Source organism: Rathayibacter sp. VKM Ac-2805, assembly GCF_009834265.1.
In the GTDB taxonomy this organism is placed as follows: domain Bacteria; phylum Actinomycetota; class Actinomycetes; order Actinomycetales; family Microbacteriaceae; genus Rathayibacter.
Genome location: NZ_CP047185.1, coordinates 1808248 through 1834357 on the forward strand (window position 1 = coordinate 1808248; position 26110 = coordinate 1834357).

The window sequence follows — 26110 nt, forward strand, 5'->3', positions numbered from 1 at the left end:
GAGGCGGGAATGGTCCCGCCTCCCTCCCCACCGTCGAGAGGACCCCTCCCATGCAGCTCGGAACCCGCTGGTCGGTCGGCCAGGTGCCGCCGCAGACCCTCCCCGAGATCGTCGTCACCGCCGTCGGCGACGTCGATGGCGAGCTCGCCGCGGCCGGCACGGCGACCGCCGACTGGCGCTGGACGCTCACCTGGCTCGAGGGCAGGCCCGTGCTCGAACTCGACGACGGCACGACGATCACCTACCGTCCCGACGAGGACGCTGCCTACATCACGCAGCCGCAGGGCCGCGTGGAGGGCGAGGACGACGACGACTGGGGCTGACGCCCCTTCGCGGCGCGGTCGCCGAGCCCGGTGAGCGCGCGCGTCCCGCGATCCTGAGCCGGAGCCCTCTCCCCCGCTCGCGCTCTAGGCTCGCAGGATGAGCGCACCCGATCCCGTCGCCGTCCTGCTCGAGCCGAGCGGACTCCCCCACGGGCTCCCCGACTTCGCCGCCGTCGACCCCGAGGCCTACCGCCCGGCGTTCCTCGAGGCCCTCCGCCGGCACCGCGCCGAGATCGACGCGATCGCCGGCGCCTCCGAGCCGCCGACCGTCGAGAACACCCTCGTCGCCCTCGAGCGGGCGGGGCGCGAGCTGCGCCGGGTGAGCGCCGTCTTCTTCACCGTCGCCGCCTCCGACCGCACTCCGCTCACCGACGCTCTGGAGGCCGAGCTCGCTCCGCTGCTCTCGGCCCACAGCGATGCGATCAGCCTCGACCCGCGCCTGTTCGCCCGGCTCCGCACCCTCGCCGAGCAGTCGTCGGAGCTCGACCTCGACGCCGAGACGGCCTACCTCCTCGAGCGGAGGATCACCGGGTTCGAGCGCTCCGGTGCGCTCCTCGACGACGTGGGGAAGGCACGGCTCGGCGAGCTGAACGAGCAGCTCTCGACCCTGACCACGCGTTTCGAGAAGGACCTGCTCGCCGAGTCGAACGACCGGGCGGTCCTCCTCGAGGACGTCGCCGGCCTCGACGGGCTCGACGAGTCCGACGTCTCGGCCGCCGCGCGCGCCGCCGCCGACCGCGGTGTCGACGGCTGGCTGATCACCCTGCCCCTCTACTCCGGCCACCCCTGGCTCGCGCGTCTGCGCGAACGCGGCGTCCGCGAGCGCGTCCTGCGCGCCTCTGTCGGCCGCGGTGCGGAAGGCGGGCCGCACGACACCACCGCGACCCTGCAGCGCATCGTCGCGCTGCGGGCCGAGCGCGCAGCTCTGCTGGGCGCGGCCTCGCACGCCGAGTTCGTGATCTCGGGCCAGACCGCGGGCTCGCCGGAGCGCGTCCTGTCGCTGCTGCGCGAGCTCGCCGCTCCCGCCGCCCGGAACGCGAGGATCGAGCTCGAGCGGATGCAGGCCTCCGCCGACGCCGAGCACGACGCCACCGGAGCGCCGCGCTTCACGATCGAGGCGTGGGACCGCGCCTACTACGAGGAGCGCGTGCGGTCGGAGAGCTACTCCGTCGACTCCAGCGCACTGCGTCCCTTCTTCGAGCTGGAGCGGGTGCTCCGGCACGGCGTGTTCGCCGCCGCCACCGGTCTCTACGGCGTCCGCTTCTCGGAGCGGAGCGACCTGGCCGGCTACAGCGAGCACGTCCGCGTGTTCGAGGTGCACGAGGAGGACGGGACGCCGCTGGGCCTGTTCCTGCTCGATCCCTTCACCCGCGACTCGAAGCGCGGCGGGGCGTGGATGAACTCCCTGTCCAGCCGCACCTCGCTGCTCGGCGACTCCGCCGTCGTCGTGAACAACCTGAACCTGTCGGCTCCGGGCCCGGGCGAGCCCGCCCTTCTCAGCCTCGACGAGGTGGAGACGCTCTTCCACGAGTTCGGGCACGCCCTGCACGGCCTGTTCGCGAGCACGCGGTACCCGCGCTTCGCCGGTACCGCGGTGTTCCGGGACTTCGTCGAGTTCCCGAGCCAGGTGAACGAGACGTGGGTGCGCCGCCCCGGGCTCCTCGCCGAGTACGCCCGCCACGTCGAGACCGGCGAGGCCCTGCCCGCGGGGACCGTCGAGCGCCTCGAGGCGTCCGCGCTGTGGGGCGAGGGCTTCGCGACGAGCGAGTACCTGGCGTCCGCCCTGCTCGACCTCGCCTGGCACTCCCTGCCGGCCCCGGTCGAGCCGCGCGACGCGGCCGCCTTCGAGCGCGACGTGCTCGACGGCGCGGGCCTCCTCCTTCCCGCCGTGCCGCCCCGCTACCGCAGCACGTACTTCGCGCACGTCTTCTCCGGCGGCTACTCCGCGGGCTACTACTCCTACATCTGGAGCGAGATCCTCGACGCGGACACGGTCGAGTGGTTCGAGGAGAACGGCGGCCTCGACCGCTCGGCGGGCGAGCGCTTCCGCCGCGGGGTGCTCGAGCTCGGCGGCTCCCGCGATCCGCTCGACGCGTACCGCGCGTTCCGCGGGCGGGATGCGCGGACCGAGCCGCTGCTCGCGCGCCGCGGCCTCCTCTAGCGGCGCCGGGGGACGAGCCAGGCGAGGAGGACGAGTCCCACGACCAGGCCCCAGAACGCCGATCCGATCCCCGCGATGGTCGTGCCGGAGGCGGTGACCAGGAGCGTCGCCGCCGCCGGCAGCCGCATCCGCGCGTCCTCCACAGCGGCCTGCACCGCCGACACGAACACCCCCAGCAGCGCCAGACCGGCGACCGCCTCGATCAGCAGCGGGCTCGCGGAGGACACCAGCGCGGCGGCCGCTCCGGCGAACACGCCCAGCACGAGGTAGGAGGCGCCCGCCGAGACCGAGGCGACCCAGCGCTGCTCCGGCCGCGGCGAGGCCTCGGGACCCGCGGTCAGCGCGGCGCTGAGCGCGGCGTAGTTGATCGGCACGCCGCCGAAGATCGCCGAGACCCCGGAGAGAGCACCGGTCGAGACGATCCCGGGACGCGAGTGGGCCGCGAAGCCGAAGCTCGTCAGCACCGCGATGCCCGGGATGTTCTGCCCGGCCATGGTGACCACGTAGAGCGGCAGGCCGATCCCGACCATCGCTCCGATCTCGAACACCGGAGCGACGAACTGCGGCACGGGGAGCAGCGGCGCACCGGCGAGTGCCGCGCCGTCCGTCACGATCAGCAGCACGATCGCCAGGGCGATCGCGGCCGGCACCGCCCAGCGGGGCAGGAGCCGCAGGAGCAGCAGCCAGAGCAGGATCACCGGCAGCGCGAGCGCGGGGATCTCGACCGCCGCGCGCACCGGCGCCAGGACGAGCGGGAACAGGATGCCCGCGAGCATGGCGTTCGCGAGCGGCCGCGGGATGCGCGCGACGAGCCTCCCGAGCGCCGGCCACAGCCCGGTGACCACCAGCAGAGCGGAGGCGACCAGGAACGCCCCGACCGCGCGGTCGAAACCACCTGGGAGCGTCGCGGTCGCGGCCAGCAGGGCGGCTCCCGGCGTGCTCCAGGCGAAAGTCATCGGCACGCGGTAGCGGATGCTCAGCACGATGCAGAGGACCCCCTGCAGCACGCAGACGGCGAGGAGGCCCGAGGCTGCCTGCACGTCGGTGGCGCCCACCGCGACCACCCCGGCGAGCACGATCGCGAACGAGCTCGAGAAGCCGGTCAGGGCGGCGACGATCCCGGCGAGCAGCGGCTGGACGATGGCGGAGCCTCCCGGAGGATCGACCGGCACCGAGGCGACCGGACGCGCCGTCGGCGCGCTCCGCCAGGTTAGGGAAGCAGGAGCGCCTCGCCCGACGATCCGCCGGGCCAATCGCGGTGAACTGGCAGAGCGGGGCGGGGAGCGACTAGGCGCTCTTCTCCTGGCGACGGGGAGCGTGGGGCACGATCGTCGGGGCCGCGTTGTCGAGCACCGCGGCGCGGGTGACGACGACGCGCGCCACCTCGTCCGAGGAGGGCACCTCGAACATGATCGGGCCGAGCACCTCCTCGAGGATCGCGCGCAGTCCGCGGGCGCCGGTCTGACGGAGGACCGCCAGGTCCGCGATGGCCTCGAGAGCGCCCCGGTCGAACTCGAGCTCGACGCCGTCGATCTCGAACATCCGCTGGTACTGCTTCACGAGCGCGTTGCGCGGCTCGGTGAGGATCTGCATGAGCGCGACCTGGTCCAGCTGCGTGACCGTCGTGACGACGGGGAGGCGCCCGATGAACTCGGGGATCAGCCCGAACTTGTGCAGGTCCTCCGGGAGGACCTCGCTGAATATGTTGATCTCGTCTTCCTTGTTGTGCAGCGGGGCGCCGAAGCCGATGCCGCGCTTGCCCGCCCGCGACGAGATGATGTCCTCGAGTCCGGCGAAGGCGCCGGCGACGATGAAGAGGACGTTCGTCGTGTCGATCTGGATGAACTCCTGGTGCGGGTGCTTCCGCCCGCCCTGCGGGGGCACGGAGGCGACGGTGCCCTCGAGGATCTTGAGCAGCGCCTGCTGCACTCCCTCGCCCGAGACGTCGCGCGTGATCGAGGGGTTCTCGGCCTTCCGCGCGATCTTGTCGACCTCGTCGATGTAGATGATGCCGGTCTCGGCACGCTTGACGTCGTAATCGGCGGCCTGGATGAGCTTGAGGAGGATGTTCTCGACGTCCTCGCCGACGTAGCCCGCCTCGGTGAGGGCCGTGGCGTCCGCGACGGCGAAGGGCACGTTGAGGCGCTTCGCGAGGGTCTGGGCGAGGTAGGTCTTCCCGCAGCCCGTGGGGCCGATGAGCAGGATGTTGCTCTTGGCGATCTCGACCTCGTCGTGGATCGCGTCGGCGGCGGTGATGGTGTTGCGGGCGCGCACGCGCTTGTAGTGGTTGTACACGGCGACGGCGAGGGCCTTCTTGGCCTGCTCCTGCCCGATCACGTACTCCTCGAGGAAGCCGAAGATCTCCTTCGGCTTCGGGAGGTCGAACTCGTGGCTCGTCTCCTCGCTCGACTCGGAGAGGCGCTCCTCGATGATCTCGTTGCAGAGCTCGACGCACTCGTCGCAGATGTAGACGCCCGGTCCCGCGATGAGCTGCTGGACCTGCTTCTGGCTCTTGCCGCAGAAGGAGCACTTCAGCAGGTCGGCGCTTTCGCCAATACGTGCCACGGGGATGCCCCACTTCCTTGTCGTGCGTCTGTCGTGCGTCGGTCGGTCGTGCAACGGAGCCCGGAGCTCCGGCCGGTGCGAGCGGGACGAGCCCCCTGACACTGCTCCGAGCCTAGCCGCTGAGCCGCGAGGGCTCGGCAGGCGGGCCGGATTCGCCGTGCCTTGCGCCTCGTGTGGCGCTTTGCTACGGCGACGGAGGACGCAGAGAGGGGCCGGGCGGCGGATCGCTCCGCCACCCGGCCCCTCCTGGACGCCCTACGCCGTGAGAGCCGGGAGGCTCTTGCGGCTGGTGAGCACCTGGTCGATCAGCCCGTACTCGAGCGCGTCGCTCGCGCCGAGGATCTTGTCGCGGTCGATGTCCTTCTTGACCTGCTCGATCGAGCGGTTCGAGTGGTGCGACAGCGTCTCCTCGAGCCACTCGCGCATGCGCATGATCTCGGCGGCCTGGATCTCGATGTCCGAGGCCTGGCCCCCGCCCTGCTGCACGGCGGGCTGGTGGATGAGGATGCGCGCGTTCGGCAGCGCGAGGCGCTTGCCGGGCGTTCCCGCGGCGGTGAGCACGGCGGCGGCCGAGGCGGCCTGGCCGAGCACGACCGTCTGGATGTGCGGGCGGATGTACTGCATCGTGTCGTAGATCGCCGTCATCGCGGTGAAGGAGCCACCGGGCGAGTTGATGTACATGACGATGTCGCGGTCCGGGTCCTGGCTCTCGAGCACGAGGAGCTGGGCCATGATGTCGTCCGCGGAGGCGTCGTCGACCTGGACGCCGAGGAAGATGATGCGGTCCTCGAAGAGCTTGGCGTACGGGTCCTGGCGCTTGTAGCCGTAGGCCGTGCGCTCCTCGAACGTGGGGAGGATGTAGCGCGAGGACGGTGCGGCTCCGGAGCCGAACGCCGTTCCGCCGAAGGTGGGTGTGGTCATTGTCTGTTCCTGATCTCTCGGCGCGTTCGCTGGACTACTCGTCGATGGCGGTTCCGCCACCGCCGGCCACGTCGGTCGCCGACGAGCGGATGTGGTCGACGAAGCCGTAGGCGAGGGCCTCCTCGGCGCTGAACCAGCGGTCGCGGTCGCCGTCCTCGTTGACCTGCTCGACGGTCTTGCCGGTCGCCTTGGCGGTGATCTCGGCGAGGCGCTTCTTCATGTCGAGGATGAGCTGCGCCTGGGTCTGGATGTCGGAGGCCGTGCCGCCGAAGCCGCCGTGCGGCTGGTGGAGGAGCACCCGCGCGTTCGGGGTGATGTAGCGCTTGCCCTGGGTTCCGGCGGTGAGGAGCAGCTGGCCCATGGAGGCCGCCATCCCGATGCCCACGGTCACGATGTCGTTCGGGACGAACTGCATCGTGTCGTAGATCGCCATGCCCGCGGTGATGGAGCCGCCGGGCGAGTTGATGTAGAGGTAGATGTCCCGCTCGGAGTCCTCGGCTGCCAGGAGCAGGAGCTTCGCGGCGATCTCGTTCGCGTTCTCGTCGCGCACCTCGGAACCGAGCCAGATGATCCGGTCCTTGAGCAGGCGGTCGAAAACACTGTTGGGCATAACCATGTCGGCCATGTATTGCTCCGTTTCAGTTGTCGCTTCGGAGGCGAATCTATCGGACGCCGCCAGGCCGATCCGGCCGTGTTCGCCCGGGGCGGAGCGGGAGTCGCCCGTGTTCGCCCGGGGCGGACCGGAGCCCCGCAACGAGAGGAGCCGCCCTCCGACGGATCGGGGGGCGGCTCCTGACGTGCTCGCGGGGACTACTCCGCGGCCGGGGTCTCCTCGGCGGGAGCGGCGGCCTTCTTCTTGGCCGGCGCGCGCTTCTTCTTGGGGGCCGGGGCGGGCTCCTCCTCGGCGGCGGGCTCCTCGGCGACGGGCTCGGCGGGGACCTCGGCGTCGGCGGCGGCCTGAGCCTCCTCCGCGACCTCGGTCTCGTCCGAGGCGACGGCCTCGTCGGAGGCCTCGACGGCCTCGTCGTCACCGGGGACCGCGGTGAACGCGGTCAGGTCGACGGCGTTGCCCTCGGTGTCGGTGACCTTCGCCTTGCCGAGGACGATCGCGAGCGCCTTGTTGCGGGCGACCTCGCCGACCATCTGGCCGATCTGGTTGTTCTCGGACAGGATCTTGATGAACTCGTTCGGCTCCATGCCGTACTGCGCCGCACCCTGGATGAGGTACTGCGTGAGCTCGTCCTGGCTGACCTGGACCTTCTCCTGCTCGACGACGTGGTCGAGGAGGATCTGCGTCTTGAAGGTCTTCTCGCTGGCCTCCTTGACCTCGGCGCGGTGCTCGTCGTCCTCGAGGCGGTTCTCGCCCTCGAGGTGGCGGTGCACCTCGTCCTCGACGAGACCGGCGGGCACGGGCACCTCGACGAGGGCGAGCAGCGCCTCGACGAGCTTCTCGCGGGCCTCGCCGCCCTGGCCGAAGGTCTTCTGCTGAGCGGCCTGCTCCTTGAGCGACTCGCGCAGCTCGGCGATGGTGTCGAACTCGCTGGCGATCTGCGCGAAGTCGTCGTCGGCCTCGGGGAGCTCGCGCTCCTTGACGGCGGTGAGCGCGACGGCGATCTCGGCCTGCTCGCCGGCGTGGTCGCCGCCGAGCAGCGGAGCGGTGAACGTGGTGCTCTCGCCCGCGGTGAGCGAGTCGAGCGCCTCGTCGATGCCCTCGATCAGCTCGCCCGAGCCGAGCTCGTACGAGATGGCGTTGGCGGTGTCGACCTCGACGCTGTCGATGGAGGCGACCAGGTCGATCTGCGCGAAGTCGCCGGTCTTCGCCGGGCGGTCCACGGTGACCAGGGTGCCGAAGCGGCTGCGGAGCTTGTCCAGCTCGGCGTCGACGTCGGCGTCGGTGACCTCGGCCGCCTCGACGGTGAGCTCGATGCCGTCGTAGTCCGGGACGGTGATCTCGGGGCGCACGTCGACCTCGATGGCGAGCTCGAGGTCGCCGGTGAAGTCCTTGTCGCTCGGCCAGGCGACGATGTCGGCCTGGGGGCGGCCCAGGGGGCGGACCTCGGTCTCGCGGACGGCCTCGCGGTAGAAGCCGTCGAGGCCCTCGTTGACCGCGTGCTCGAGCACCGCGGCCTTGCCGACGCGCTGGTCGACGATGGCGGGCGGGACCTTGCCCTTGCGGAAGCCGGGGACGTTGATCTGCTCGGCGATGTGGCCGTAGGCGTGCGTGATGCTGGGGCCGAGCTCGTCCGGGGTGACCGAAATCGCGAGCTTCACGCGGGTCGGGCTCAGCTGTTCTACCGTGGTCTTCACGTGAGGGGATCTCCTGTGCTGGTTGGTGTCGGCGCCGGATGACGGTCGTCACGGGTCGATGTCGTCACGATGAGTACTCGTGGTCGGGGCGACAGGATTCGAACCTGCGACCTCCCGCTCCCAAAGCGGGCGCTCTAGCCAAGCTGAGCTACGCCCCGGATGCGCGGGCCTGGGCACCGTGCGTGAGACTCTCGTCGAGCCGTCCCCGCACGTGCGCTTGCGCGACACGCCGAAATGGCCTTCGCAAGTGTACTGCACCGCGGCAGCGGCGACCGGAACCGCGCGGCGGAGGACGACCGGGGTGTCCACGGTGCTCGCGCGATGTACTACGCTGTCCTGGTGCCCGGTCGAGAGACCCGGTCGCACCGGTTCGCGGTCGTCAGGCCGCCGATCCGGGGCTGTAGCTTAGTGGTAAAGCCTCTGTCTTCCAAACAGATGATGCGAGTTCGATTCTCGTCAGCCCCTCTCCTCTCGAAGAGCCCCGGATGTCCGGGGCTCTTCGTCGTTCCGAGGCGTTCCGGGCGTGCTCAGCCGACCGCGCCGCGGTGCTCCTCCGTCAGGGCGAGGTACGAGGCGGCGTTCCGGCGGATGCCCTCGCGCTCCTCCTCCGTCAGCTCCCGCCGGACCCTCCCGGGGACGCCCGCCACCAGCGAGCCCGGCGGGACGACCGTCCCCTCGAGGACGACGGCGCCCGCGGCGATCAGCGAGCCGGTGCCGACGACGGCCCCGTTCAGGACGGTCGCGCTCATTCCGACCAGCACGTCGTCCTCGAGGGTGCAGCCGTGCAGCACGGCGTTGTGCCCGACCGAGACTCCGGCGCCGATGACCGCGTCGTAGTCGGCGTCGACGTGGACGACGACGCCGTCCTGGAGGTTGCTGCCGGCGCCGAGCTCGATCCGCGCGTGCTCGGCGCGCAGGACGGCGCCGTACCAGACGCTCGCCCGCTCCCCCAGGCGCACGGAGCCGATCACGGTGGCGCCCGGAGCGACCCACGCGGTGTCGGCGATCTCCGGGGCGCGTCCCCCGGTCAGGGCGAGGACGCGGGCGCCCTCCGCAGGACTCGACGGCATCGGGTTCTCCTCTTCTCCGGTGGTCAGCGCCCGGCGCGCAGGAAGGCGAGGACCGCCAGCACCCGCCGGTGGTCGGAGCCCGAGTCCTCGAGCCCGAGCTTCTGGAAGATCGCGGTCACGTTCTTCTCCACGGCGCCCACGCCGACGAAGAGAGCGGAGGCGATGCCCGCGTTCGTGCGCCCCTGGGCCATCTGCTCCAGCACCTCCCGCTCCCGCGGGGTCAGCGAGGCGAGCGGGTCGCGGTTGCGCTGCAGGAGCGAGGCGACGACCTGCGGGTCGAGGACGGTTCCGCCCGCTGCGACGCGCTCGACGGCGTCGCGCAGCTCCTCCACGGAGGCGACCCGGTCCTTCAAGAGGTAGCCGAGTCCGCCGTCGCCGGACCCGAGCAGCTCCTGCGCGTAGGTGACCTCGACGTACTGGCTGAGCAGCAGGACCGACACCTGCGGGTAGCGCCGGCGGATCTCCAGCGCCGCGCGGACGCCCTCGTCGCGGAAGGTCGGCGGCATCCGGACGTCGAGCACGGCGACGTCGACCCCGGCCGGGTCCCGCGCCAGATCGGCGAGCAGGGCGTCCGCGTCCCCGAAGGCGCCGACGGAGGCGAACCCCGCGTCCTCGAAGAGGCGGACCAGGCCCTCGCGCAGGAGGACCGAGTCCTCGGCGATGGCGACGCGGATCACGGGCACGCCCTCAGGATAGGGCGGCCGGGCGGTAGGGGACGTGCACCCCGACCGTGGTCGGCCCGCCGACCGGCGACTCCACGCTCAGGATCCCGCGCAGGCCCCGGACGCGCCCGCCGACGCCCTCGAGACCGTGACCGGCGACCGGCGACGCCCCCCCGACTCCGTCGTCCACCACCCAGGCGTCGAGCCAGCGCTCCCCCGGAGTGCCGGAGTCGCGGGTGTCGAGGTGCACCCGCACCGATCGGGCACCGGAGTGCTTGGAGACGTTGGCGAGCAGCTCGGCGACGACGAAGTAGACGCTGCGCTCGACCTCGGGCGGGACGTCCGCCACGGGGTGCTCGGTGAGGACCTCGACCGGCACCGGGCTGAGCTCGGCGAGCGAGTGCACCGCCGCCTCGAAGCCCCGGTCCTGCAGGATCGGCGGCGCCACGCCGCGGGAGAGGGCGCGCAGCTCGTCGAGCGCGGCGCGCACGTGCTCGCGAGCCTCGTCGACCAGGCGGGCGGCGGACTCCGGGTCGGCGGCGAGTCGGTTGCGGGCCGAGGCCAGGTCCATCTGCACCCGGATCAGGCGCTGCTGCGGGCCGTCGTGGATGTCGCGCTCGAGCCGGCGCACCGCGCGGTCCTCGGCGGCGACGGCTGCGCCGCGGGAGGCGCTCAGCTCGGCGACCTCGCGCTGGAGCGCCTCCGACTCCCACGGGCCGAGCAGGAGACGGTCGACCAGCCAGTGCAGGAGGGAGAGACCGCGGGTGGCGAACGGCAGGGTCGAGACGAAGAGGACGGTCGTGGCGACCGTCGCCGCGGCGACCAGTCCCGCCGGAGGCTGCGGGGCGCCCAGCAGAGCGGCTCCGTTCTCTGCCAGCAGGCGGGCCGGACCGGGGGCCCCCGTGAGCGCGGCGGCCACCGTGCCCGGGCCCGCCCAGGTCCACAGCGCGAGGAGCAGTCCGGACAGCAGCGCGAGCACCGGAGCCACGACGAGCGTGTGCAGGAGAGCGAGCCAGTAGTGCCCGTCGATCACCGGACCGTAGAGGGCGAAGGTCGACGGAGTGACGGAGGAGGGCGGTCGCCGCCACTGCGGGCGGGGGACGGCGGGCCGTCCGGCCAGCACGTCGAGGCCGACGGCGACCCGCGAGAAGAAGCGCGCCGTGTAGAGGGCGGCGGGCAGGAACACCAGGCCGATCAGGACTCCGACGAGCCCGAGCGCGACGGCCAGCGCGACGCCGGCGCAGAAGGCGCCGAGGAGCGCGACCGGGATCGCGGCCACCAGCGCGAGCACCTCCCGGGGCAGTCCGCGCCAGAGCCGGAGGTAGGCGCGCGAGGCCTCGCCGAGGGCCGTCGATGCTCCGCTCATCCGCGCCTCCTGTCCGCTCCCGCCGCCGCCGCGACCCGGTCGAGCGTACCGGCGGCACGGCTCCGGGCACCCGGGGGGAAGCCCCCGTGACGCCCCTCCGCGACCGAGGTGAGCCTGTCCTTCACCGGACTGAGCCGAGCCTGCGCTTCCTTGCGACGCCGAGGGATCTGCGTACTGTTGACGATCAGTCACCCCCTCTCGAAAGGACCAGACGATGTCCACCACGTCCGTCACGTCGCTCACCTCGTCGAACCCGGATGTCGCATCCGGAGTCGCCCAGTTCCTCAGCCCCGTCGTCGTCGAGATGACCGCGCTCGCCGTCAACGGCAAGCAGGCGCACTGGCACGTCCGCGGCGCCAACTTCATCGGCGTCCACGAGCTGCTCGACGCGATCGTCGGCCGCGCCATCGAGTGGGCCGACCTCGCCGCGGAGCGCGTCGTCGCCCTCGGCCTCCCGGTCGACGCCCGCATCCAGACCGTCGCCTCGGCGACGCAGTCCGAACCCCTCACCCCCGGCTTCCAGCGCTCCGAGAACGCGATCGTCGAGATCATCCGCCAGATGGACGTCGCCATCGCGACCGTCAACACGGCGATCGCCGAGCTCGCCGAGATCGACGCGAGCAGCCAGGACGTTGCGATCGAGATCGGCCGCGGCCTCGAGAAGGACCGCTGGTTCCTCTTCGCCCACGTCAGCGAGAGCTGAGCACCACGCCTCGACCGGCCCGCGGATCCTCGGATCCCGCGGGCCGTCGTCGTTCCCGGGCCCGTCCGCGCGATCCGGAGCAGCCGGTGTCGCGACGGGCGCGGGTCAGCCGCCGTGCGTGAAGCGGCCCGCCAGAAGGGTCGCGGCGACCGGCATGGATCGGAGGGCTCCCGCGTCGGCGGCGAGCGGATCGCGGTCGACCACCACGAGATCGGCGGGATCGCCGGCCGCGGGCGTGAGCCGGCGCACCCGGGTCGAGGCGACGATCGCCTCCTCGACGCTCACCCGCTGCTCCGGATGCCAGGGCTCGTCGCCGGGCAGCGCCCGCGCGACCGCGGCCGAGATCGCGACCCACGGGTCGAGCGGAGCGACCGGAGCGTCCGAGCCGAGCACCACGCGGGCCCCGGAGTCGAGCAGCGAGCGCAGCGGGAACGCCCGGCCGGTGCGTCCCGGCCAGTACCGCTCCGCCACCTCGCGGTCGTCGAGCGCGTGCGCGGGCTGCACTCCGGCCTCCACGCCGAGCGCGGCGAACCGCGGAAGGTCGGTCTCCGCGAGCAGCTGAGCGTGCTCGATCCGGCCCCCGCCGACCCGGCCGAGCGCGTCCAGAGCCAGCGTCGCCGCGGCGTCTCCGATCGCGTGCACGGTGGAGCGGATGCCCCCGGCGGCCGCGCGGGCGAGCAGCTCGTCCAGCTCGGCGGGCTCCACGGTGAGGACGCCGTAGCCGTCGTGGTCGGCGTAGGGGTGGACGCAGTAGGCGGTCCTCGTGTTGAGGGAGCCGTCGATCAGGACCTTGAGCGGGCCCATCCGCAGCAGGCCGTCACCGCCGTCGAGTTCGTCGCCCGTGCGCAGTCCCTCCGCGAGGGCGCGGTCGAGGTGGTCGCGGTAGACGCCGGTGTCGACGCGGAGGGAGCGTGCTCCGCCGTCGACGCGACGGGGCCAGTCCCCCGCGTTCCAGCGCATCTCGAGGTCGACGACGCCGACCACCCCGCGGGCCGCAGCCCGCCGCGCCGCCGCGTCGGCGAGTGCGTCGAGCTCGTCGTCGCCGAGGGCGCCGAGTGCGGTGACGAGCTCGAAGCAGGCGTCCTCGCGCAGCAGCTCGGGCTCGGGAGCGACGGCGTAGCGCCGGTACGCGGCGGAGTTCAGCCAGGCGCAGTGCAGGTCGCCGCTGATCAGCACGACGGGCCGTTCCGGAGAGACCTCGTCCAGGAGCGCGGTCGTGGGCGGCTCCGGCCAGAGGCCGTCGCGGAAGCCGAAGCCGATCAGCGTGCCGGTACCGGGCTCCTCCGCCAGGCGACGTCGGACCGCGTCCGCCGTTCCGCGGGCCGAGTCGGCTGACGAGACGTCCAGGCGCGGTGCCGTCATCGCCCACTGGGAGAAGTGGACGTGCTCGTCCCAGAGGCCGGGGAGCACCCAGCGCCCGTCGAGGTCGCGCACCTCGTCGCCCGGGGCGGCAGCGGCGTCCGGTCCGACCGCTTCCACGCGGCCGTCGCGCAGGAGCACGGCACCGGGTCGGGACGAGCCGAGGAGGCGGGCGCCCCGGAGCAGGAGACCGCCGGTCATCGGGCGGCCTCGCGGAGCGCGGGGCGGACGGCTCGGCGGGCGCGGGACCGGGCCGGCGTCTCTCCACCGGCGCTCACGACTGGCACACCGGGCACCAGTAGAGCTTGCGCGCGCCGATCTCCTCGAGCAGCACGTTCGTGCCGCAGACGCGGCAGGGCAGGCCCTCGCGCTTGTAGACGTAGTTGCGCTCGGCGCGGCTGCGGACGGCTTTCGAGCGCTCGGTCTTCGTCAGGCCGCGGCGCGTGATCATCATCCCGGTCCGGATGCCGTCCTCGAGCAGGTCCGCCCAGTCCCGCCACAGCTCCTGTGCGAGCTCCAGCGGCACCTGCTTGCCGGGAGTGTGCGGGTCGAGGCCGGCGCGGTAGAGCAGCTCCGCGCGGTAGATGTTGCCGATGCCGCTGACCACGGACTGGTCCATCAGCACCAGCCCGACCGGCGTCGCCGTCCTGCGGAGCCGGTTCACGAAGCGGTCGCGCGCCTCGTCGGAGTCGTCGACGGCCGGATCCGGACCGAGGCGGGCGAGGAGGGCCTCCACCTGGGCGGGGTCCATCACCTCGCAGGCGGTGGGGCCGCGCAGGTCGGCGACCGTCTCCTCCGTCATGATGCGCACGCGCACCGCGCCCACGGGCGGCGGCGGGAACTCGTCGAGGTCGGAGTCGGTCTCGTGCTCCGTCTCGGAGAGGCGCACGGCGCGGCGGCGCCGGGGAGCGCCGATGCTGCTGCCGGCCTTCCCGTCCGGGAACAGCGGCGAGACGTGCCCGAGGAAGTCCCACGCGCCGTAGAGGCCGAGGTGGACGTGCAGCGTCAGGTCGCCCTCGAAGCGCAGCAGCAGGTGCTTGCCGACGGCCGTGGACTCGAGGACCTCGCGCCCGTCGAGGAGCGCGGCTCCCTCGGTGAAGCGGCCCTGGGGGCTGCTGGTCGCGACGCGGTGCCCGACGACGTCGCGCTCGAACTGCAGGGCGATCCGGTGGACGGAGTGCCCCTCGGGCACTCAGCGCTCCTTCGCGGCGGAGTCGACGACCCGGCCGGCGATGTCGCCGGTGGCCTCGTACTCGGCGAGCTGCGCGATGCGGCGCACGTGCCGCTCCTCGAAGGTGAAGGGCTCGGCGACGAACGCGTCGATGAAGCCGGTGGCCTCCTCGACGGAGTGCTGGCGGGCCCCGATCGAGATGACGTTCGCGTCGTTGTGCTGGCGTGCCAGCACGGCGGTGCTCAGGTTCCACACGAGCGCCGCGCGCACGCCCGCGACCTTGTTCGCCGCGATCTGCTCGCCGTTGCCCGAGCCGCCGAAGACGACGCCGAGGGCCTCGACCCCCGCCTCCTGATCGCGGACGACCGCGGCGGCGGCGTTGATGCAGAAGGACGGGTAGTCGTCCAGCGGGTCGTAGGACGTGGGGCCGTGGTCGATCACGTCGTGACCGGCGGCGCCGAGGTGCTCGATCAGGTGACGGCTGAAGTCCAGCCCTGCGTGGTCCGTGGCGATGTGGATGCGCACGAGAGAACTCCTCCGGAAGAGCCGTCTGGGGCCCGCGGTGCCCGGGCCGGGAGCCAGAGTACCGCGGGTCGGCTCAGTCGAACTGCGGGTCGCGGGTCCGCGAGCGCTTGAGCTCGAAGAAGCCGTCGAAGGAGGCGGCGGCGACGATGCCGTCCCAGAGGGTCAGCGCCTGCTCGCCCCTCGGGATCGGCGAGATGACGGGGCCGAAGAAGGCGACGTCGCCGATCGCGATGACCGGGGTGCCGACGTCCTGGCCGACCCGCTCGATCCCGTCGAAGTGGGAGGCGCGCATCGGCTCGTCGTACTCGTCCGAGTCGGCGCGGGCGGCGAGCTCCGCGGGCAGGCCGAGCTCGGCGAGCGACTCGGCGATCACCGCGTCGACGTCGGTGCGCCCGCCCGGGTGGATCCGGGTGCCGAGCGCGTCGTAGAGCGGCTTGACGTGCTCGCGGCCCTCGCGCTCGGCGACGGCGGCGACCAGGCGCGTGTAGCGCAGCGCGCGCGGGAGGAAGGCGCGGTACGAGTCGTCCACGTCCTTGTCCTCGTTGAGGACGGCGAGGCTCATGATGTGCCACTGCACGTCGAGGTCGCGCGCGGGCGTCACCTCGTCCACGAATCGCGAGGTCATCCAGGCCCACGGGCAGGAGGGGTCGAACCAGAAGTCCACAGAGGTCATGGGGACACGCTACGCCGCTCGCCGCGGCCGCGTCCGCGCTCCCCGGCGGCTCCGCAGGATCGGCGCCACGGGGCTCCACGGCGGGTCCCGGCAGCTCTAGGGTGGATCGGCGGCGCCCGCACCCCGGCGCCCGCGGCAGCGCCCGAGACGAACGGATGGAGCACCCCCGTGCCAGGAGACAACCTCACCCGGAGCGAGGCGCAGGAGCGCGCCTCGCTGATCCAGGTCCACGACTACGACATCGCCCTCGACCTGACCCGGGGAGCCGAGACCTTCCTCAGCACGACCACGGTGCGATTCTCCGCCACCGAGGGCGCCTCGAGCTTCATCGACGCCGTCACGGGCACGGTCCACTCCGTCACCCTCAACGGCGCGGAGCTCGACCCCGCCGACGTCGCCGACGGCGTCCGGATCCGCCTCGACTCCCTGGCTGCGGACAACGAGCTCACCGTCGTCGCCGACATGCTCTACACCAACACGGGCGAGGGCCTGCACCGCTTCGTCGACCCCGTCGACGGCGAGGTGTACCTGTACTCGCAGTTCGAGGTGCCCGACTCTCGCCGCGTCTTCGCGGTGTTCGAGCAGCCGGACCTCAAGGCCGAGTTCCGCTTCACCGTCACCGCGCCCGCGCAGTGGCAGGTCGTGTCGAACCAGCCCACTCCCGAGCCGGTCCCGGCGGGCGAGGGGATCGCGACCTGGAGCTTCGAGCCCACCCCGCGCATCTCCTCCTACATCACGGCCCTCGTCGCCGGACCCTACGTCGTCGAGACCGAATCGCTCGTCTCCTCCGACGGCCGCACCATCCCGCTGGGGGTCTTCGCCCGGGCCTCGCTCGCGCCCTTCCTCGACGCCGACTACGTGTTCGAGAAGACGAAGCAGGGCTTCGCCTTCTACGAGGAGAAGTTCGGCGTCCCGTACCCGTTCGCGAAGTACGACCAGCTGTTCGTCCCCGAGTTCAACGCCGGCGCGATGGAGAACGCGGGAGCGGTGACCTTCACCGAGACCTACGTGTTCCGCTCCAAGGTGACGGACGCGATCAAGGAGCGCCGGGTCGTCACGATCCTCCACGAGCTCGCCCACATGTGGTTCGGCGACCTGGTCACGATGAAGTGGTGGAACGACCTCTGGCTCAACGAGTCGTTCGCCGAGTACGCCTCCACCCTCGCCACCGCGGAGGCGACGGAGTGGACCGAGGCGTGGACCACCTTCGCCGCGATGGAGAAGAGCTGGGCCTACCGCCAGGACCAGCTGCCCTCGACCCACCCGATCGTCGCGACCATCAACGACCTCGAGGACGTCCAGGTCAACTTCGACGGCATCACCTACGCCAAGGGCGCCTCGGTGCTCAAGCAGCTCGTCGCGTGGGTCGGCGAGAAGGAGTTCCTCGCCGGCGTCCACGAGTACTTCGTCAAGCACGCCTTCTCGAACACGGAGCTGCGCGACCTGCTGGTCGAGCTGGAGGCCACCAGCGGGCGCGACCTCACCGAGTGGTCGGCGCAGTGGCTCGAGACGGCCGGCGTGAACACGCTCCGCCCCGAGATCGCGGTCGACGAGAGCGGAGCGATCGCGTCCTTCGCGATCCTGCAGACCGCGGTCGAGGAGTACCCGACGATCCGCCCGCACCGCCTGGCGATCGGCCTGTACGACTTCGAGGGCGAGCGCCTCGTCCGCGTCGACCGCCTCGAGCTGGACGTCGACGGGGAGCGCACCGAGGTGCCCGAGCTGATCGGCCGCACTCGTCCGGCGCTCGTGCTGCTCAACGACGACGACCTCGCCTACGCGAAGGTCCGCCTCGACGACGCCTCGCTCGCCGTGGCCGTCGAGCACCTCGCGAGCATCGACAGCCCCCTGGCCCGCTCGCTGGTCTGGGGCTCGGTCTGGGACTCGACCCGCGACGCCGAGTCGGCGCCGCGCGACTTCGTCCGCCTCGTCCTGGGCAACGTCGCGACCGAGACCGAGTCCACGACCCTGCGGACGGTGCTCAACCAGCTCGTCGCCACCGTCACCCAGTACGTCGCTCCGGAGTACCGGGCCGAGGTCCTCGAGGAGGCGGGCGATCAGCTGTGGACGCTCGCGCAGAGCGCCGAGCCGGGCAGCGACGCGCAGTTCCAGTTCGTGAAGTTCTTCGCGGCGATCGCGTCCACCCCGGCGCACCTCGAGGCCGTGCAGGCGCTGCTCGACGGCTCCACCGCCCTCGGCGGCCTCGACATCGACACCGACCTCGGCTGGGAGCTGCTGATCGCTCTCGTCGCCGGCGGGCGGGCCGGTGCGGACGACATCGACGCGGCGCTCGCCTCGGACAACACGGCGACCGGTCAGCAGTCGGCCGCGCACGCCCGTGCCGCACTGCCGACCGCGGAGGCGAAGCGCGCGGCGTGGGACTCCGTCACGGCCGACGACTCGGCACCGAACACGATCGTCCGCTCGACGGGCCTGGGCTTCCAGCGCGCCGCCGACCCGCGCCTGCTCGACGCGATGGTCCCGGTCTACTTCGACGCCCTCCGCACCCTCTGGGAGTCGAAGAGCTACAAGATCGCCGAGTACCTGGTCGTCGGCTTCTACCCGGCCGCCACGCCCTCGCAGGAGATCGTCGACGCCACCCGCGCCTGGCTCGACGCGAACCCGGAGGTCCCGGCGCTGCGCCGACTCGTGATCGAGAACCTGGCCGGCGTGGAGCGTGCGCTCCGCGCCCAGGAGCGCGACACCCGGGGCTGACAGTGAGCCGCCCGGTCCCCCGGCGCTCGGCGCTGCGGGACCGGGCGGCTCTCCCCGCTCCCGGCGCCTAGCGCTGCGGGACCGAGCGGCGCTCCGGCCCGTCATAGGCGGACAGCGGCCGGATGAGCGCGTTCGAGCCCCGCTGCTCGATCACGTGGGCCGTCCAGCCCACCACCCGCGCGGCGACGAACAGCGGAGTGAAGATCCCGGTGTCGAAGCCCATCAGCCGGTAGGCGGGGCCGGACGGGTAGTCGAGGTTCGGCAGGATGCCCGTCCGCTCGGCCATCGCCGCGGCCAGAGCGTCGTACAGCTCCATCATCTCGCCGGCCCCCTCGTGCTCGGCGAGCCGCCGGAGAGCGGCGTCCATGGTCGGCACCCGCGAGTCGCCCGACTTGTAGACCCGGTGGCCGAACCCCATGACCTTCCGGCGCTGTCCGAGAGCCTCGGCGAGCCACTCGCGGGACCGCCGGTCCGCCTCCGGTCCGGTGCCGACCTCGTCGAGCACGTGCAGCACGGCCTCGTTCGCCCCGCCGTGGAGCGGTCCCTTGAGCGCTCCCACGGCGGCGGTCACGGCGGAGTGGACGTCCGACAGCGTCGACGTCACGACGCGGGCCGTGAAGGTCGAGGCGTTGAAGGAGTGCTCGGCGTAGAGCACCAGCGAGACGCGGAACGCGTCGACGACGACCGGCTCCGGCACCTCGCCGAAGGTCGTCCAGAGGAAGTTCTCGGAGTAGTCGAGGTCGTCGCGCGGATCGATCGGCTCGAGGCCGCGCAGGCGGCGCTGAGCGTAGGCGACGATCGCCGGCAGTGCCGCCCAGAGCCGCACGGAGCGCTCCAGCACGGCCTCGGGAGCGTCGGCGTCCGGATCCTCCTCGAGCGCGCCCAGGACGCTCACCGCCGTCCGCACCACGTCCATCGGGTGCGCCGACAGCGGCAGCAGGTCGATCACGGTGCGCACCTCGGGGGCCAGGGCGCGGTGGGCCCGCTCCACGGCGGCCAGCCCGGCCGCCTCCTCCGCAGTGGGGAGCTCGCCGTGCCAGAGCAGCCAGGCCACGTCCTCGAACGAGGTCCCCGCCGCGAGCTCCTGCACGGGGTAGCCGCGGTAGAGCAGCGAGTTCGACGCCGGGTCGACCTTCGAGACGGCCGTCGTGTCGACGACGACCCCCACGAGTCCCTTGCGGATGTCCTGATCGGTCGTGCTCATCCTTCGCTCCTTCGCGAGAGGCGGGCGGCGGCGCCGGGGAGCGCCGCCGGTTCGTGCGGGTCGGCGCGCTCAGGCGCCGTAGTGGTCGGCGAGCGAGAAGTCGAAGACGCCCTCGTCGAAGCGGCTGTACGAGGCGTAGTCGAGGAGCTCGTAGAGCTCGGCGCGCGTCTGCATGCCCGCGACCTCCGAGCGGAGCGAGCCCTCCGCCTTGAGGGCGTCGAGTGCCCGCATCGCGGCGCCCATCGCGATCCGGAGCAGCGAGACCGGGTGGATCACGACGTTCACGCCGACGTCGGCGAGCTGCTGCGCGGTGAACAGCTCGCTCTTGCCGAACTCGGTCATGTTGGCGAGGATCGGCACGTCGATCGCGGCGCGCACAGCCTCGAACTCGGACAGGTCGCGCATCGCCTCGGGGAACACTGCGTCGGCTCCGGCGTCGACGAGGCGCTTGGCGCGGTCGATCGCGGCCGGCAGGCCGTCGAGGGCGCGGATGTCGGTGCGGGCCATGATCACCAGGTCGGAGTCGCGGCGCGCGTCGACGGCCGCCGCGATCCTCCGCACCGAGGTCGCCTCGTCGACGACCGCCTTGCCGTCGAGGTGCCCGCAGCGCTTGGGGTTCACCTGGTCCTCGATGTGCAGCCCCGCGACTCCGGCGTCCTCGAGCATCTGCACCGTGCGAGCGACGTTCAGCGGCTCACCGAAGCCGGTGTCCGCGTCGACGAGGACCGGCAGGTCGGTCAGGCGCGCGATCTGCTGCGAGCGGCCGGCCACCTCGCTGAGCGTGGTGAGCCCGATGTCCGGCAGCCCCAGCTCGGCCGAGAGCACGGCGCCCGACACGTAGATCCCGTCGAAGCCCTTCGCCTCGATGAGGCGCGCGGAGAGCGGAGTGAACGCGCCGGGCAGCTGCAGCAGCTCGCCCGAGGCGAGGCGCTCGCGGAAGACGCGGCGCTTCTCGGCGGGAGTCCGGGTGGAGTGGAGCATCGGGCGTCCTTCCCAGGGCGGTGTCCGGGTCCGAGCGGACCCGCCTCGAATCTATACGCGCTCGGGGCTCGTGCACCCGTCTCGGAGGGAGGCGTCCCGTAGCCTGGAGCGGTCATGCTGCTTCTTCAGACCTCCACCCCGGATCCTGTCGCCGCCACCGTCTCCTTCTTCGAGTCCGAGCCCTTCTGGAAGGTGGTCGCGATCCTCGGGATCGTGCTGGGCGCGCTGCTGGTGCGCGTCATCGCCCACTTCGTGATCGGCCGCGTCGTCGACCAGATCGTGTCGGGAGTGAAGCGCCGCCAGCGCGTCGAGGACACTCAGTCGATCGCCGCGTCGCCGCTCGCGGCCGTGCGGGTGGTGCAGCGCACGCGCACGCTCGGGTCGATCCTCAACAACCTGAGCTCGATCCTGATCGTCGTCATCGCCCTGGTCATGATCGTGACGACGATCGACAAGGACCTCATCGGCTCCTTCGCCCTGCTGACGGCCGCCCTCGGCGCGGGCCTCGGCTTCGGCGCGCAGAACATCGTCAAGGACGTCCTGAACGGGCTGTTCATGGTCGCAGAGGACCAGCTCGGGGTCGGCGACGTCGTCGACACCGGGCAGGCGACGGGCGTGGTCGAGTCGGTCGGCGTCCGGGTGACGCAGATCCGCGACGTCAACGGCACCCTCTGGTTCGTCCGCAACGGCGAGATCGTCCGGGTCGGGAACATGTCGCAGGGCTGGTCGCGCGTCATCGTCGACCTGGCCGTGCCTTACGAGACGGACCTCGAGCAGGTGCAGTCCACGGTCCTCGCGACCGCGAACGAGCTGGCGGCGAGCAGTCGCTGGCGGGCCCGGATCATCGACAAGCCCGAGCTCTGGGGCCTGGAGTCCATCGCCGACGACGCCCTGGTCATCCGGGTCGTGGTCAAGACCCGCACCACCGCCAAGGACGACGTCGCCCGCGAGCTGCGCCTGCGCCTGAAGAAGTCGCTCGACGCGCTCGACGTGAAGCTCCCCTCGCTGGCCACCGTCGTCCTCGAGGGCTTCGAGGGGGCGACGAGCGTCGGAGGCGCCAAACCGCCGCGGACCACGCCCTCCCCCACGATCAGCACCGAGCACGGCAAGCCCGTGCGACTCCCCCGCGCGCTGCGGCGCGGGAGCGGGACGCCGCCCCAGGACGGCGGCGGCACCTCCGGCCCGACGGGAGCGCGCTCGTGAGCGGCCTGCAGATCGGCGGCACGCCTCCGCTGCGCAGCTTCTGGGAGCACATCGGCGGCCGGCCGACGTTCGAGCGCCTGGTCCGCCGCTTCTACGAGGGCGTCCGCGAGGACGAGGTCCTCTGGCCGATGTACCCCGAGCACGACCTCGAGGGCGCGATCCAGCGGCTGACCGGCTTCCTCGAGCAGTACTGGGGCGGGCCGGGCACCTACAGCGAGGAGCGCGGCCACCCGCGCCTGCGGATGCGGCACCAGCCCTTCCGGATCAACCCCGAGGCCCGCGACCACTGGCTCCAGCACATGCGGACGGCCGTCGACGATCTCGAGCTCGCTCCGGCCGACGACGCCCTGCTCTGGGACTACCTGGAGCGCGCCGCCCACGCGATGGTGAACACCTTCGAGGAGTAGCCGCTCAGCCCGGGGTGCGGACCAGCACGTGTCCGCGCCGTGAGGTGAGGCGGCGCCAGGCGCCGCTCTCGAGCAGGGCGACCGGGTCGTCGGCGCCGAGGAACCCGAGCGCGAAGAGGGCGAACGCCGCTCCCGCCGGGACGTCCTCGAGGCCGTCGAGCGGGCGGCCCCAGACGCTCGACCGCACGCGGCCGACGATCTGCTCGCCCGTCTCGGAGCCGACGGCCGCCGCGATCTCGTCGATCCCCTCGCGCGCGACGCGCTCCAGGAAGCCCGGGTCCACGGGCTCGCGCCGGGTCCAGCCGCCGCGGGGCGGGGAGACGCCCGCCCAGGGCCCCGCCGTCGCGTCGTCGCCGTCGGGCAGGACGACCGGCTTGCCGTCCGCTCCGCCCGGCTCCCACTGCAGGCGGGCGAGGCGGTCCGACAGCGCACGGATCGGCACGACCCGGTCGAAGCCGGCGGGCTCGTCGAGCGCGAAGACGCGCAGCCCCAGCACGGTCGCGGAGCGGTCGAGCAGACCGCGGGGCTGGAGGATAGGCGTGTAGGCGGCCAGCACGTGGTCGTCGGCGAGGAGCCGGACCGCACCGTCCTCGACCCGGGCCGAACGGCCGAGGAAGACGCGCAGATCCGACAGGCTGGGCGGATCCGCCAGGGAGAAGGACGAACTCATCGCGTCGATAAACTTACCCCGCGCCGCTCGCCCCACCGCCCGACACCCCGGAGGTACCGTGCCCGATCCCCTGTCCTCGTTCCTCACCGCGCTCGACCTGACGGACACCGGCGCCCGCACCAGCGAGGACATCTCGACGGGTCCCTCGCAGTGGATGCCCGAGGGGCGGGTCTTCGGCGGCCAGGTCCTCGCGCAGTCGCTCATCGCGGCCGGTCGCACCGTCGAGGGGCGCTCCGTGCACTCGATGCACGGGTACTTCCTCCGCCCCGGGGACGTCTCCCTGCCGATCACGTTCTCGGTCGACCGGATCCACGACGGCCGCTCCTTTTGCACGCGGCGGACGCAGGCCTACCAGAACGGACGCCCCATCCTCTCGATGATCGCCTCGTTCCAGACCGAGGACGAGGGCCTCGACCACCAGGCGCCGATGCCGGAGGGGATCCCCGACCCGGAGTCGCTGCCGAGCACCGCCGAGATCCTCGCGGGGGTCGACCACCCGGTCGGCAGCTTCTGGGCCACGCAGCGCCCCTTCGACGTGCGGCACGTCGAGCAGCCGGTGTACCTCCGGGCCGACCCCGAGCGGGTCGCGCACCAGAGCGTGTGGATGCGCTCGCTCGGACCGCTGCCGGACGATCCGATGCTGCACCGCGCCGCCCTCGCCTACGCGAGCGACTACACGATCCTCGAATCCACGCTCCGCCGGCACGGTGCGGCCTGGACGACGCCCGGCCTGCGGATCGCGAGCCTCGACCACGCGATGTGGTGGCACCGCCCCGCGCGCGTGGACCAGTGGCTCCTCTACGTGCAGGAGGCGCCGAGCGCGTCCGGCGGACGCGGGCTCTCGCTCGGGCGCATCTACACGCAGGATGGCGTGCTCGTGGCGAGCGTCGCCCAGGAGGGCATGGTCCGCGTCCCCCTGGGCTGAGCTCAGCCCCGCTTCGAGAAGGTGATGGGCTCCTCGACGTAGGGGCCCCACGCCTCGCGGAGCTCCTCCGGGATGCGCTGGGGCCTGCCCGTCGCGGCGGTGACCAGCACCAGAGTGGTGGCCGCCTTCGTGAAGAGCACCCGCGGGACGACGCCGGCGGGCGAGTAGAGCTCGTAGCAGACCTCGAGGCTCGCCCCGCCGATCCGCCCGATCCACAGCTCCACGTCGATCGGCGCGCGCATGTACGGGATCGGCGCGAGGTACTCGATCTCCTGGCGGGCGATGAGGCTGATCGACTCGGCGCCCGGCCGTGCGTCGAGCACCGCCGTCGCCATCCCGCCGGGCTGCGGCGAGTTCGGCTTCCAGAACGCCTGAATGCGCGCCTCCTCGAGCAGGCGCAGCATCTCGGCGTTGTTCACGTGCGCGTAGGCGTCGAAGTCCGACCAGCGCAGCGGGATGGCGACGTGCAGGCGCATCAGTCGCGGGTGAGCTTGCGGTACGCGGAGCGGTGCGGCTTCGCCGCGTCCGGGCCGAGGCGCTCGATCTTGTTCTCCTCGTACGCCTCGAAGTTGCCCTCGAACCAGTACCAGTTGGCCGGATCCTCCTCGGTGCCCTCGTAGGCGAGGATGTGGGTCGCGATGCGGTCGAGGAACCACCGGTCGTGCGTGATCACCACGGCGCAGCCCGGGAACTCGAGGAGCGCGTTCTCGAGGCTGCCCAGGGTCTCGACGTCCAGGTCGTTGGTGGGCTCGTCGAGCAGGAGCAGGTTGCCGCCCTGCTTGAGCGTCAGCGCGAGGTTGAGGCGGTTCCGCTCGCCGCCGGAGAGGACGCCGGCCTTCTTCTGCTGGTCCGGGCCCTTGAAGCCGAACTGCGAGACGTAGGCGCGGGAGGGGATCTCGGTCTTCCCGACGGTGATGTAGTCGTGCCCGTCGGAGACGACCTCCCACAGGTTCTTCTGCGGGTCGATACCGCCGCGGCTCTGGTCGACGTAGGAGATGTCGACCGTCTCGCCGATCTTCAGGTCGCCCGAGTCGAGCGGCTCGAAGCCGACGATCGTCTTGAAGAGCGTGGTCTTGCCGACGCCGTTCGGGCCGATGACGCCGACGATGCCGTTGCGGGGCAGCGTGAAGCTGAGGTCGTCGATGAGGACGCGCTCGCCGAACTGCTTGTGCAGCTTCTTCGCGTCGATGACCTGGGAGCCCAGACGGGGGCCCACCGGGATGACGATCTCCTCGAAATCGAGCACGCGCGTCTTCTCGGCCTCGGCCGCCATCTCCTCGTAGCGCGCCAGGCGCGCCTTCGACTTGGCCTGACGGCCCTTGGCGTTGCTGCGCACCCAGTCGAGCTCGGTGGTGAGCCGCTTGGCGAGCTTGGCGTCCTTCTTGCCCTGGACCTCCAGGCGGGCGCTCTTCTTCTCGAGGTACGTCGAGTAGTTGCCCTCGTAGGGGTAGAGGTGGCCGCGGTCGACCTCGGCGATCCACTCCGCGACGTTGTCGAGGAAGTACCGGTCGTGGGTGACGGCGAGCACGGCGCCGGGGTACTTCGAGAGGAACTGCTCGAGCCAGAGCACGCTCTCGGCGTCGAGGTGGTTGGTGGGCTCGTCGAGCAGCAGCAGGTCGGGCTTCTGCAGGAGGAGCTTGGTGAGCGCCACGCGGCGCTTCTCGCCACCCGAGAGGTTGGTGACGAGGGAGTCACCCGGCGGGGTGCGCAGCGCGTCCATCGCCTGCTCCAGCTGCGAGTCCAGGTCCCAGGCGTCGGCGGCGTCGATCGCCTCCTGCAGGGTCCCCATCTCGGCGAGGAGGCTGTCGAAGTCGGCGTCCGGGTCGGCCATCGCGAGGGAGATCTCGTTGAAGCGGTCGATCTTGCCCTTGATCTCGCCCACGCCCTCCTGGACGTTCTCGAGCACCGTCTTGGTCTCGTCGAGCTCGGGCTCCTGCATCAGGATGCCGACGGTGTAGCCCGGGCTGAGCCGCGCCTCGCCGTTGCTCGGCGTGTCCAGCCCCGCCATGATCTTCAGGATCGTCGACTTGCCGGCGCCGTTGGGCCCGACCACGCCGATCTTCGCTCCCGGCAGGAACGACATGGTGACGTCGTCCAGGATCAGCTTGTCGCCGACCGCCTTCCGCGCGCGCACCATCGAGTAGATGTATTCAGCCATGCCCAGTCCTCAAGTCCGTCGGTCTGCGCGGAGTCGGGTCG

The 26110-nt window shown here is 72.0% G+C and carries 24 protein-coding genes and 2 tRNA genes; 8 read left to right on the plus strand and 18 right to left on the minus strand.

Annotated elements, in window-relative coordinates:
• Positions 1-50 precede the first annotated feature (50 nt).
• Both GSU40_RS08380 and GSU40_RS08385 read left to right on the plus strand, forming a co-directional pair.
• On the plus strand, positions 51-323 hold the full coding sequence (locus GSU40_RS08380) for a hypothetical protein (protein ID WP_160034429.1): 273 nt from the start codon (positions 51-53) through the stop codon (positions 321-323).
• Between the two features lie 97 nt (positions 324-420).
• Positions 421-2484 carry a M3 family metallopeptidase gene (locus GSU40_RS08385; protein ID WP_160034431.1) on the plus strand — a complete coding sequence of 688 codons (2064 nt, stop codon included), beginning with the start codon at positions 421-423 and terminating at the stop codon, positions 2482-2484.
• Here the strand turns inward: GSU40_RS08385 and GSU40_RS08390 are convergent.
• From GSU40_RS08390 to GSU40_RS08415, 6 genes are all read right to left on the minus strand, one after another.
• Positions 2481-3656, minus strand: coding sequence for a benzoate/H(+) symporter BenE family transporter (locus GSU40_RS08390; protein WP_160034433.1), 1176 nt, complete (start codon positions 3654-3656; stop codon positions 2481-2483). The two genes, GSU40_RS08385 and GSU40_RS08390, sit on opposite strands and share 4 nt — an antisense overlap.
• A gap of 115 nt (positions 3657-3771) precedes the next feature.
• Positions 3772-5049, minus strand: coding sequence for an ATP-dependent Clp protease ATP-binding subunit ClpX (gene clpX, locus GSU40_RS08395; RefSeq protein WP_104223693.1), 1278 nt, complete (start codon positions 5047-5049; stop codon positions 3772-3774).
• 255 nt (positions 5050-5304) lie between these two features.
• Positions 5305-5970, minus strand: a complete 666-nt coding sequence (locus GSU40_RS08400) for an ATP-dependent Clp protease proteolytic subunit (RefSeq protein ID WP_068253282.1) — start codon at positions 5968-5970, stop codon at positions 5305-5307.
• A gap of 34 nt (positions 5971-6004) precedes the next feature.
• The gene (locus GSU40_RS08405) at positions 6005-6595 is read right to left on the minus strand and encodes an ATP-dependent Clp protease proteolytic subunit (RefSeq protein WP_097165884.1); all 591 of its coding nucleotides are present in this window, start codon (positions 6593-6595) and stop codon (positions 6005-6007) included.
• A gap of 185 nt (positions 6596-6780) precedes the next feature.
• Positions 6781-8277, minus strand: coding sequence for a trigger factor (gene tig, locus GSU40_RS08410; protein ID WP_160034435.1), 1497 nt, complete (start codon positions 8275-8277; stop codon positions 6781-6783).
• A gap of 80 nt (positions 8278-8357) precedes the next feature.
• Positions 8358-8435, minus strand: a tRNA-Pro gene (locus tag GSU40_RS08415).
• Positions 8436-8671: 236 nt separating this feature from the next.
• On the opposite strand from GSU40_RS08415, the gene GSU40_RS08420 reads away from it, so the two are divergent.
• Positions 8672-8742: transfer RNA gene (locus GSU40_RS08420), tRNA-Gly, on the plus strand.
• Positions 8743-8804: 62 nt separating this feature from the next.
• On the opposite strand, the gene GSU40_RS08425 is transcribed toward GSU40_RS08420, so the two are convergent.
• The 3 genes from GSU40_RS08425 to GSU40_RS08435 are packed head-to-tail and all read right to left on the minus strand — an operon-like array spanning position 8805 to position 11375.
• A complete protein-coding gene (locus GSU40_RS08425) occupies positions 8805-9347 on the minus strand; it encodes a gamma carbonic anhydrase family protein (protein WP_104223695.1) in 543 nt (180 codons plus the stop codon).
• A 23-nt stretch (positions 9348-9370) separates the two neighbouring features.
• On the minus strand, positions 9371-10030 hold the full coding sequence (locus tag GSU40_RS08430; protein ID WP_104247297.1) for a response regulator transcription factor: 660 nt from the start codon (positions 10028-10030) through the stop codon (positions 9371-9373).
• A 4-nt stretch (positions 10031-10034) separates the two neighbouring features.
• Positions 10035-11375, minus strand: coding sequence for a histidine kinase (locus GSU40_RS08435; RefSeq protein ID WP_160034437.1), 1341 nt, complete (start codon positions 11373-11375; stop codon positions 10035-10037).
• 214 nt (positions 11376-11589) lie between these two features.
• Between GSU40_RS08435 and GSU40_RS08440 the strand changes: the two genes are divergently transcribed.
• A complete protein-coding gene (locus tag GSU40_RS08440; protein WP_104226731.1) occupies positions 11590-12078 on the plus strand; it encodes a DNA starvation/stationary phase protection protein in 489 nt (162 codons plus the stop codon).
• Positions 12079-12183: 105 nt separating this feature from the next.
• Here the strand turns inward: GSU40_RS08440 and GSU40_RS08445 are convergent, their stop codons facing one another.
• The 4 genes from GSU40_RS08445 to GSU40_RS08460 all read right to left on the minus strand — a co-directional run bounded on the left by GSU40_RS08445 (position 12184) and on the right by GSU40_RS08460 (position 15806).
• Positions 12184-13638, minus strand: a complete 1455-nt coding sequence (locus GSU40_RS08445; RefSeq protein ID WP_160034439.1) for an amidohydrolase family protein — start codon at positions 13636-13638, stop codon at positions 12184-12186.
• Positions 13639-13711: 73 nt separating this feature from the next.
• Positions 13712-14629, minus strand: a complete 918-nt coding sequence (locus GSU40_RS08450; RefSeq protein WP_104328457.1) for a DNA-formamidopyrimidine glycosylase family protein — start codon at positions 14627-14629, stop codon at positions 13712-13714.
• Complete coding sequence (locus tag GSU40_RS08455) at positions 14630-15133, minus strand: ribose-5-phosphate isomerase (RefSeq protein WP_104223700.1); 504 nt, start codon at positions 15131-15133, stop codon at positions 14630-14632.
• A 73-nt stretch (positions 15134-15206) separates the two neighbouring features.
• Positions 15207-15806, minus strand: a complete 600-nt coding sequence (locus GSU40_RS08460) for a DsbA family protein (protein ID WP_160034441.1) — start codon at positions 15804-15806, stop codon at positions 15207-15209.
• 168 nt (positions 15807-15974) lie between these two features.
• Between GSU40_RS08460 and pepN the strand changes: the two genes are divergently transcribed.
• On the plus strand, positions 15975-18521 hold the full coding sequence (pepN, locus tag GSU40_RS08465; RefSeq protein ID WP_160034443.1) for an aminopeptidase N: 2547 nt from the start codon (positions 15975-15977) through the stop codon (positions 18519-18521).
• A 67-nt stretch (positions 18522-18588) separates the two neighbouring features.
• Here the strand turns inward: pepN and GSU40_RS08470 are convergent, their stop codons facing one another.
• A complete protein-coding gene (locus tag GSU40_RS08470; protein WP_104232531.1) occupies positions 18589-19725 on the minus strand; it encodes a bifunctional 2-methylcitrate synthase/citrate synthase in 1137 nt (378 codons plus the stop codon).
• A gap of 69 nt (positions 19726-19794) precedes the next feature.
• On the minus strand, positions 19795-20706 hold the full coding sequence (prpB, locus tag GSU40_RS08475) for a methylisocitrate lyase (protein WP_160034445.1): 912 nt from the start codon (positions 20704-20706) through the stop codon (positions 19795-19797).
• A gap of 114 nt (positions 20707-20820) precedes the next feature.
• On the opposite strand from prpB, the gene GSU40_RS08480 reads away from it, so the two are divergent.
• Together GSU40_RS08480 and GSU40_RS08485 are read left to right on the plus strand one after the other, a co-directional pair.
• On the plus strand, positions 20821-21909 hold the full coding sequence (locus GSU40_RS08480; RefSeq protein ID WP_104223705.1) for a mechanosensitive ion channel family protein: 1089 nt from the start codon (positions 20821-20823) through the stop codon (positions 21907-21909).
• Positions 21906-22316, plus strand: a complete 411-nt coding sequence (locus tag GSU40_RS08485) for a globin (RefSeq protein ID WP_279630823.1) — start codon at positions 21906-21908, stop codon at positions 22314-22316. Before GSU40_RS08480 ends, GSU40_RS08485 begins: the two co-directional genes overlap by 4 nt.
• A 4-nt stretch (positions 22317-22320) precedes the next feature.
• Here the strand turns inward: GSU40_RS08485 and GSU40_RS08490 are convergent, their stop codons facing one another.
• On the minus strand, positions 22321-22986 hold the full coding sequence (locus GSU40_RS08490) for a hypothetical protein (protein ID WP_104247302.1): 666 nt from the start codon (positions 22984-22986) through the stop codon (positions 22321-22323).
• 58 nt (positions 22987-23044) lie between these two features.
• On the opposite strand from GSU40_RS08490, the gene GSU40_RS08495 reads away from it, so the two are divergent.
• Positions 23045-23911, plus strand: coding sequence for an acyl-CoA thioesterase II (locus tag GSU40_RS08495; protein ID WP_244229429.1), 867 nt, complete (start codon positions 23045-23047; stop codon positions 23909-23911).
• A gap of 2 nt (positions 23912-23913) precedes the next feature.
• On the opposite strand, the gene GSU40_RS08500 is transcribed toward GSU40_RS08495, so the two are convergent.
• Both GSU40_RS08500 and ettA read right to left on the minus strand, forming a co-directional pair.
• Positions 23914-24387, minus strand: a complete 474-nt coding sequence (locus tag GSU40_RS08500; RefSeq protein ID WP_160034447.1) for a thioesterase family protein — start codon at positions 24385-24387, stop codon at positions 23914-23916.
• Positions 24387-26069: an energy-dependent translational throttle protein EttA gene (ettA, locus tag GSU40_RS08505; protein WP_104223708.1), complete on the minus strand. Its 1683-nt coding sequence runs from the start codon at positions 26067-26069 to the stop codon at positions 24387-24389. The genes GSU40_RS08500 and ettA overlap by 1 nt, the downstream gene beginning before the upstream one ends.
• Positions 26070-26110: the final 41 nt, after the last annotated feature.